The following is a 1,267-nucleotide window of genomic DNA, read 5'->3' as shown; positions in this document are numbered from 1 at the left end:
CCCGAGGCCAACGCCCCGCCGATCGCGGTGGCCCGGCGCATCGCTGCCGCGGTGCGCGCCTGGACCACCACGGGCGACGTCTGCGGCCGGGTCTGGCGGCCGGGGGACGTGCTGATCCTGGTGCGCAAGCGCTCGGCGGCCTTCGAGGAGGTGATCCGGGCGCTGAAGGGTCATGGCGTGCCCGTGGCGGGCCAGGACCGGCTCGAGATGGCCGGCCACATCGCCGTGCTCGATCTCGTGGCGGCCGGCCGGGCCGGGCTGCTCCCGGCCGACGACCTGACCCTCGCCACCGCCCTCAAGACGCCGCTGGTCGGGCTCACCGACGACGACCTCGTGACCATCGCGAGCCGCCGCCCCGAGGCGGAGACGCTGGAAGACGCGCTCACACGCCATGCCGCGGGCGGCAACGCGGCGGCCAGGCTCGGCCTCGACAAGCTCGCGACCTGGATCGGGCTCGCGGCGGCGGAGGGGCCGTTCGGCTTCTACGCCGCGCTGCTCGGGCCGCTCGGCGGCCGCAGGGCGCTGGTGTCCCGGCTCGGCGGCGAGGCGGGCGACGCCATCGACGTGTTTCTCGCAGCCGCCCAGGCGTTCGAGGGCGGCAGCGATGCGCCGAGCCTCGACGCCTTCCTCGCCCGCTACGTCGCGCGGCCCGGCCGGGGCGAATCCGGCCATACCGTCAAGCGCGACATGGAATCCGGCCGCAACGAGGTCCGGGTGATGACCGTGCACGGCGCCAAGGGCCTTGAGGCGCCCCTCGTCGTGGTGATCGACGGCTGCGAGCCGCTCGGGCGCAACGACCCGCCGCTGCTCGCGCTCGGAGCCGCACCGGGCGGCGACCCGCTGCTGCCGGTCTGGGTCTCGGGCCGCATGCAGGATTCGTCCGCGACGGCGGAGGCCCGCGAGACCCTGCACGCCCGTTCTCGCGAAGAACACAACCGGTTGCTCTACGTCGCGATGACCCGGGCGGCAGACCACCTCGTGATCGCCCCCTATCGCGGTGCCACCCTCGAAACGCCGGCCTCGTGGTGCGAGATGGTGCGGATCGGCCTGGAGCGCGGCCTCGGGCCGGGCGAGACCCTGGAAACCGGTCACGGACCGGTCACGCTCTGGCGCGACGGCACGGCCGGCCTGACCGCGCCCGAAGAGGGGTCGGCGTCATCCGTCGCCGACGCGCGCCTTCCGGACTGGCTCCACCGCCGGGCCGCGCCGGAGCGCGAACCGGCGCCACCGGTTAGCCCCTCGGGCGCGCTCTCGGCCGCCGACGGCC

1 protein-coding gene is annotated in these 1,267 nt (G+C 75.5%); it reads left to right on the top strand.

What is annotated here, in order from left to right:
• Nucleotides 1-1,267, top strand: a 1,267-nt coding sequence (locus FV217_RS22330; protein ID WP_281407189.1) for a 3'-5' exonuclease, incomplete at both ends; no start/stop codon positions are given.

Source organism: Methylobacterium sp. WL9, from assembly GCF_008040035.1.
Taxonomy (GTDB): Bacteria; Pseudomonadota; Alphaproteobacteria; order Rhizobiales; family Beijerinckiaceae; genus Methylobacterium; species Methylobacterium thuringiense.
Note: the sequence above shows the minus strand (reverse complement) of the source record. Positions and strands in the feature narration are given on the sequence as shown.